This is a genomic window from Nonomuraea rhizosphaerae (assembly GCF_019396405.1).
GTDB classification, from domain to species: domain Bacteria; phylum Actinomycetota; class Actinomycetes; order Streptosporangiales; family Streptosporangiaceae; genus Nonomuraea; species Nonomuraea rhizosphaerae.
Genome location: NZ_JAHKRL010000396.1, coordinates 1 through 6,652, shown reverse-complemented (window position 1 = coordinate 6,652; position 6,652 = coordinate 1). Strand labels below are relative to the sequence as shown.

Sequence of the window (6,652 nt, the reverse complement as noted above, 5' to 3'; positions counted from 1 at the left end):
TCGCCGAGGTGCTCGGCGAGCCGCCGGTGCCCGAAGGGACGTGGGAGCGGGAGGCCGTGTACGTCTCGGCCGCCGCCCTGCGGCGGGGCGTCCCGCCGGGGGAGCTGGCGGCGCGGCTGGGGCCCTCGGCGCGGGTGCTGGGCAACGGGTTCCTGCGGGTCACCGTGGCGGTGCCGGGGGCGCTGGTGCTGTCGGTCGAGCCGCTTGAGGTGCCCGACTTCTGGCCCGATCTTCCGCGTACCTGGGACAACCCCGGCTTTGTCGTACGTTATGGGCATGTGCGGGCGGTGGCCGTGCGGCGGTGGGCCCGCGACCTGGGGGTTCCTGCCGAGGGGTTCCGGCCCGAGCTGCTCGATCACCCTTGTGACCGGGCCGTGCTGCGGGTGCTGGCCGAGCTGCCGGGGCGGCGGGTGAGCCGGACGCCCGGGTGGGAGGCGTACCTGTTCCGGCTGGCCTCGGCGTACCATGACGCCTTCGAGCGGGCGCCGGCCCTCCCCATGGGGGACGCGCCGCCCGAGCCGGTGCACACGGCGCGGGTGCGGCTCGCGGAGGCGGTGCTGAAGGTGCTCCCGGGGCCGGAGCGACTGTGATTTTTACGGCGAATGGGCGAAAAATCGTAAAAATATCCCTTTTGGGGCTTGGTGGCGTCTCGATACGTGGGCAGCCGGTCCTGGGGGTTCGAGGGTTCCGATAGCCTCGATCGGGTGAGTCGATTCGCCCATCCCGCCGGGGACCGGCACGCCGAGATGCTGCCCCACGAGCGCCCGCCGCAGGCGCCCGCCGACCTCAACCGGATCAACCCCGCGATCTGGCCGCGAACGTCGGGCCGGACCGATGGCGCGCTCACGGTCGGCGGCGTCGACGTCCGCGATCTGGCCCGCGAGCACGGCACCCCCCTCTACGTGCTCGACGAGCAGGACGTGCGCTCGCGCATGCGCGACTACGCCACCGCCTTCGCCGGCTCCGAGGTGCACTACGCCGGCAAGGCGTTCCTGTGCAAGGAGGTCGTGCGCTGGCTCAAGGACGAGGACCTCGGCCTCGACGTGGCCAGCGGGGGCGAGCTGGCGGTCGCGCTCAGCGTCGGGTTCCCCGCCGCGCGCATCACGCTGCACGGCAACAACAAGTCCTCCGCCGAGCTGACCCGGGCGCTGGAGGCGGGCGTCGGGCACATCGTCGTCGACTCCTACGACGAGATCGCGCGGCTCGGCTTCCTGGCCGAGCGGCACGGCGTACGCCCCAAGGTGATGATCCGGGTGACGACCGGCGTCGAGGCGCACACGCACGAGTTCATCGCGACCGCGCACGACGACCAGAAGTTCGGCCTGTCCCTCAACACCGGGGCCGCCGCCGAGGCCGTGCGCCGCATCCTCGCGCTGCCCTCGCTGGAGCTGGTCGGGCTCCACTCGCACATCGGCTCGCAGATCGTCGACACCGCCGGGTTCGAGGTGGCCGCGCGCCGCCTGGCCACGCTGCTCGTGCAGATCAAGGACGAGCACGGCGTCGTGCTGCCCGAACTCGACCTGGGCGGCGGCTACGGCATCGCCTACGTCGAGGAGGACGAGGCGCCCGACATCAAGCGCATCGCCGACGGCCTGCGCGAGATCGTCACCAAGGTCTGCACGGACGCCGGGCTGCCGATCCCGCGCCTGACCGTCGAGCCGGGCCGCACCATCATCGGCCCCGGCGGCGTCACGCTGTACGAGGTCGGCACGGTCAAGGACGTCGAGGGCCTGCGCACGTACGTGAGCATCGACGGCGGCATGAGCGACAACGTGCGCACCGCCCTGTACGGGGCCGACTACACGGCCGTGCTGGCCAGCCGCGAGAGCTCCGCCGAGCCGATGCTCAGCCGCCTGGTCGGCAAGCACTGCGAGAGCGGCGACATCATCGTGCGTGACTGCTTCCTGCCGGCCGACCTCGCGCCCGGCGACCTCATCGCGGTCGCGGCGACGGGGGCCTACTGCCGCTCGCTGGCCAGCAACTACAACTACCTGCCCAAGCCCGCCGTGGTCGCGGTCGGCGACGGCGAGACGCGCGTCATCGTGCGGGGCGAGACCGAGGACGACCTGTTGAGGGGGCAACTGTGAAACCGCTGAAAGTGGCCTTGCTGGGCTGCGGGGTGGTCGGCTCGCAGGTCATCCGCCTGCTCGCCGAGCAGGGCGACGACCTGGCCGCGCGCGTCGGGGCGCCGCTGGAGCTGGCCGGGGTCGCCGTACGCCGCCTGGGCCGCAAACGCGACGTCGAGGTCGATCCCGCCCTCCTGACCACGGACGCCGAGACGCTCGTCACCCGCGACGACGTGGACATCGTCATCGAGGTCATCGGCGGCATCGAGCCCGCCCGCTCGCTGATCGTCGCCGCCCTCTCCCGGGGCAAGTCGGTCGTCACCGCCAACAAGGCGCTGCTCGCCGAGGACGGCGCCACCCTGCACGAGGCGGCCCGCGCCGGCGAGGGCGACCTGTACTTCGAGGCGAGCGTCGCCGGAGCCATCCCGCTGCTGCGTCCGCTGCGCGAGTCGCTGGCCGGCGACCACGTCAAACAGGTGCTCGGCATCGTCAACGGCACCACCAACTACATCCTCGACAAGATGGACTCCACGGGCGCGTCCTTCACCGACGCCCTGGAGGAGGCCCAGACCCTCGGCTACGCCGAGGCCGACCCGACGGCCGACGTCGAGGGCTTCGACGCCGCCGCCAAGGCCGCCATCCTGGCCGGGCTCGCCTTCCACAGCCGGGTGACGGCGGCCGAGGTGCACCGCGAGGGCATCACCGACATCACCGCCACCGACGTCGCCTCCGCCAAGGCCATGGGGTACGTCATCAAGCTCCTGGCCATCTGCGCCCGCTCCGACGACGGGCGGTCCGTGGGGGTGCGGGTCCACCCGGCGATGATCCCCCGTACGCACCCGCTGGCCGGCGTGGGCGAGGCGTACAACGCGGTCTTCGTGGAGGCGGAGTCGGCAGGGCAGCTCATGTTCTACGGCAAGGGCGCCGGCGGCGCGCCCACGGCCTCGGCCGTCCTCGGCGACCTGGTCGCCGTGGCCCGCAACCGCCTCGCCGGAACCCGCGGCCCCTCCGAGTCCACGTACGCCGACCTGCGCGTGCACCCGATGGGCGAGACCGTCACGCGCTGCCACGTGGCGCTGGACGTGGCCGACAAACCCGGCGTGCTGGCCCGGGTGGCGGAGCTGTTCGCCAAGCACGACGTGTCCATCCAGACGGTGCGGCAGGAGGGGCGCGGGGACGACGCCCAGCTGGTGATCGTGACTCACCGGGCTACGGACGCGGCGTTGACGGCGACGATGGAGGAGCTGCGGGACCTTGACATCGTGCGGGCGGTGGCGAGCGTGATGCGGGTGGAGGGCGATTCCTGACACGCTCGTTCACGAGCTTGGGGCGCTGTCGCGCAGGGGGGCTCGGCGCCCCCCCACACCCCACAAAAGCGTGGTCCTCGCCGACGTTCGGGCGCCTTCCCGAACGCAGGCGGCACCTTGGCCGGAGCGAGTCCTCTTCGGCGATGCCGTAAGCGCAGGTTATTCCGGTCTGTCGTGAAGCCACGAGTCGAATTCGCCGCTCCTGGCACCGACCTCAGCCGGTGACCACATCGGATCGATCGTCGCCCGTCCTGGCTGATCGATCAGGAGTGGGCTGCGACAAGTCCGGCCAGGTCCAGCGCGTCCCCCCTGACGTCGGCCAGCCAATCGTCGCGCACGTACGCGAAGTCGCCGGTCTCCGTGTCGAGCAGGCCGACGCTGCCGGCCGTCACCCGCTGCTCGGGGTTGACCGGCTCCGGCTCCCATCGGGTGGACTTGGGCCGCACCAACTGGGCGAGCGCGTACGACGTCGTGCGGCCGTAATGGCGTGGGCCGTTGGGGTGGTGGTAGTGGCCGCTGACGTGCAGGCGCGGTTGCAGGTGTTCCAGGAGCGCGGTCAGTTTCGGCGAGCCCTGGACGTTCCCGCGCCGGTCGTGTGACATCCCGTACGGGCCGTCGTGAGTGACCAGGATGTCCACGTCACCCGGTCCGGCCGCCATCAGTCGCGCGTACGCGCTCTCGTCCAGGTCCATCTTCCCGGGAACCTCGATCAGCCCCAGGAACGCCACGCGCTGCCCGGCGACCTCGACCACGTTGCCGCAGGCGACGTGGCGGTAGGCGCCGAGCGGGTCGACCGGCACGACCTCGGCGGACGCCTTGTCGTGCAGGGAGGCCAGCCAGTCGTGGTCCTCGTGGTTGCCGCTGACGAACAGCACTGAAGGGATCTGCCCGAGAGCCGAGCGCACGCCGTCGGCGAGCGCCGGTGACGGGTCGAGCAGGCGGAAGAAGTCCTCCTGGGCGGGATGATCCCCGCCGAAACGGCGGCTGGACTCGTCCCACCGGCCGGACGACGGGAAGGCGCCCAGATCGCCGACCTGGATCACGGCGTCGAGCCGGATCTCCCGTCGCCTCCGCAGCACCACGGCCGCACCCAGCGCGTGCAGCACACAACCATGGACATCACCCAAGAAAGCGATCTTCATCGCCTGCCGACCTTTCGCGAAGAGCCATTCGGACATGGCCCGGCACCGGTCGAGCGGCGCAACGATGCGGTGTCAACCACCGGCCCTGAACCGGTGACTCACATCCCAGCGCTCCACCGCCATCTCGACGACCGAACCAGGCCGAGCATCGCACCCGGGCCGGAAGAACGTCAACGGCTTTGCCCGCATCCCCGCGCCCGGCACATGAGGGCTTGCCGCTGTGACGTCAGCCGAGAGTCGTACGGTGGGTCCGACCGTCGTCGCAGGGAGAGATCGTCAGCGGTGGGGAGGAGATCCGCGTGCGGCGCCTCCAGGATGGAGATCGATCTCCACGACTCCATCGGAAGGAAGGCACGCATGTCGCCAGTGAACGGCCGGCTGCTCTCGGCTGTGGCTCTCGTCGTAGCGGGGGTGCTGTTCCCGTCGCCGGCGGTCGCGCGGACCGGGCACGGCGAGCCGGTCGCGCAGGTCTGGCACGGTGGGTCGGTCGCGCGGACCGGACACGGTGGGTCGGTCGCGCAGGTCGCGCGCGGTGGGTCGGTCGCGCAGGCCGCGCGCGGCGGGTCGGTCGCGCTCCGGCAGGGCCGGCGTGAGGAGCCCGCCGGGGTGCGGCAGGCGCTGGAGGCCGTGGTGGCCGCCGGCGCGCCCGGTGTTCTGGCCAGGGTCGACGACGAGCGCGGGACCTGGATCGGCACCAGCGGCACCGCCGATCTGGAGACCGGGGCGCCGGTGCCGCGGGAGGCGCGCTTCCGGGTCGCCAGTCTCACCAAGAGCATGGTGTCCGTGACCGTCCTGCAGCTCGTACGGGAGGGCAAGGTCAGGCTGGACGAGCCGATCGGGGAGCGGCTGCCCGGCCTGGTGGCTGGCGGTGACCGGATCACCGTGCGCGAGCTGCTGAACCACACCGGCGGGCTGGCCGACTACGTCAGCGCTCCCGAGTTCGCCGATCCCGAGCGTTACGGCAGGCGTACGTACACGCCGGAGCGGCTGATCGAGGAGGCGGAGCGGATGCCGCGGCCGGAGCGGGGCCGGTTCGCCTACTCCAACGCGGGATACATCCTGCTCGGGTTGCTGGTGGAGAAGGTGACGGGGCACGACCTGGGGGCCGAGCTGGATCGCAGGGTGTTCCGGCCGGCCGGGATGACGCGGTCGTACCTGCCCGTGACGTCGAGCGTCATCCACGGGCCGCACGCCACCGGCTACCACCTGCCGCAGGGCGCCGATCCGGGCGCGCCCGGCGCGCTCAGGCCCATCACCCGGCTGAACCCGTCGTTCGCCTGGGCGGCCTACGGCGTGGTGTCGGACGCCCGTGACGTCAACCGCTTCTACCGGGCGCTGTTCGGCGGGCGGCTCGTCGGCCGGGATCTGCTGACGCTGATGCGCACCGGCGTCGCCACGCCGCAGGCTCCGATCTTCCCCCGGTACGGCCTCGGGCTGGAGTCGGTGGGGCTCACCTGCGGGGAGATGTGGGGCGCGACCGGCTCCATCCCCGGCTACCAGACGTTCGGCTTCGCCGACGAGGCGGGCGCGCGCCGGATGACGCTGTCGATCAACGTGCAGCGCAACGATCCGGGGGTGGCGCTGATGTTGCTGGCGGCTGTCGACACGCTGAACCGCTACTTCTGCGGCGAGCCGTACACGTTGCCCACCGGGAAGAAGGGGAGCGTCTGACGTACGCCCGCGCCGTGGTCATGCCGCCTGCGGGAGAACGGCGTCCCGCAGGCGGCAGGCGGAGGTCAGTTCACGCAGTCCTGGCCCCTGAGGCCGAGGGCGAGCTGCTTGACCTTGTTCCGCGCGCTGACGCCGAAGTAGTAGAACGCCTTGCGGTTGCCCGGCACGGTGGCGTACCAGCCGCTCGGCTCCTCCTTGACGTTCGGGTAGGCCCGCTTGACCTGGCGGAGGGTGGAGCCGACGCCGATGTTCTTGGGGGTGCGCACTCCGGGTGGCGCGAAGATGACGGCGACGCCGCGCTTCTTGGAGATGTAGAGGCTCACCTCGTTACGAGGGTTGCGGTGGGCCTTGTAGTCCCAGCCGGAGCAGTAGCCGCCGAACTCGGCCACGATCTTGCCGGTGGCCTTGGCCTGCTTGGCGGTCATCCCCAGCCTGACGCCGCCGTACCCGTACGGGCCGAACGTGC

Annotated in this window: 6 protein-coding genes; 4 read left to right on the top strand and 2 right to left on the bottom strand. The window is 71.7% G+C overall.

All coding sequences use genetic code 11. From position 1 onward, the window contains the following. From KME77_RS20350 to KME77_RS20340, 3 genes are all read left to right on the top strand, one after another. Positions 1 to 590: DALR anticodon-binding domain-containing protein (locus KME77_RS20350; RefSeq protein ID WP_219470129.1), on the top strand; the 590-nt coding region annotated here is incomplete at its 5' end. Positions 591 to 704: 114 nt separating this feature from the next. Beyond that, on the top strand, positions 705 to 2,087 hold the full coding sequence (gene lysA, locus KME77_RS20345) for a diaminopimelate decarboxylase (protein WP_219470127.1): 1,383 nt from the start codon (positions 705 to 707) through the stop codon (positions 2,085 to 2,087). Continuing rightward, on the top strand, positions 2,084 to 3,373 hold the full coding sequence (locus KME77_RS20340; protein WP_308250789.1) for a homoserine dehydrogenase: 1,290 nt from the start codon (positions 2,084 to 2,086) through the stop codon (positions 3,371 to 3,373). The genes lysA and KME77_RS20340 overlap by 4 nt, the downstream gene beginning before the upstream one ends. A gap of 263 nt (positions 3,374 to 3,636) precedes the next feature. Here KME77_RS20340 and KME77_RS20335 read toward each other — a convergent pair whose 3' ends face one another. Next, positions 3,637 to 4,515 carry a metallophosphoesterase family protein gene (locus tag KME77_RS20335; protein WP_281424207.1) on the bottom strand — a complete coding sequence of 293 codons (879 nt, stop codon included), beginning with the start codon at positions 4,513 to 4,515 and terminating at the stop codon, positions 3,637 to 3,639. 390 nt (positions 4,516 to 4,905) lie between these two features. On the opposite strand from KME77_RS20335, the gene KME77_RS20330 reads away from it, so the two are divergent. After that, entirely contained in the window at positions 4,906 to 6,186 is a 1,281-nt protein-coding gene (locus tag KME77_RS20330; protein ID WP_219470123.1) for a serine hydrolase domain-containing protein, read from the top strand. Between the two features lie 65 nt (positions 6,187 to 6,251). Here the strand turns inward: KME77_RS20330 and KME77_RS20325 are convergent. Beyond that, on the bottom strand, positions 6,252 to 6,652 hold a 401-nt coding region (locus KME77_RS20325; RefSeq protein WP_219470121.1), incomplete at its 5' end, for a hypothetical protein.

Excerpts from the sequence above, each read along its gene's own strand:
- KME77_RS20335 (WP_281424207.1), bottom strand. The coding sequence starts at position 4,515 with ATGAAGATCGCTTTCTTGGGTGATGTCCATGGTTGTGTGCTGCACGCG.